The organism is Candidatus Phycosocius spiralis, assembly GCF_030158815.1.
GTDB lineage: Bacteria > Pseudomonadota > Alphaproteobacteria > Caulobacterales > Aquidulcibacteraceae > Aquidulcibacter > Aquidulcibacter spiralis.
In genome coordinates, this window is sequence record NZ_BPFZ01000044.1 from 1 (window position 1) to 255 (window position 255).

At 56.9% G+C, this 255-nt stretch carries 1 protein-coding gene; it reads left to right on the forward strand.

The features are described from left to right. On the forward strand, positions 1 to 255 hold a 255-nt coding region (locus PsB1_RS11805; protein WP_284361852.1), incomplete at both ends, for a LysM peptidoglycan-binding domain-containing protein.

Genomic DNA, 255 nt, shown 5'->3' on the forward strand with positions numbered 1-255 from the left:
GCAAGCAGGATGAGCAGGTTTCCTCCAATCTGGCGATGATCAATAGCTATAGCCAGGGCTCAAACTTTGGCAGCTACACGGTGCGCGGCGGCGATAGCCTGCAAAGCATTGCCCAAAACCTGTGGGGCGATAGCGGTCTTTGGTATAAATTGGCAGAGGCCAATGGCCTAAGCGGTACGTCGGCCCTGATTGAAGGCCAAACGCTGCGCCTGCCCGCGGGTGTGGTGCGCAACACCTATAATGCGTCCACCATCA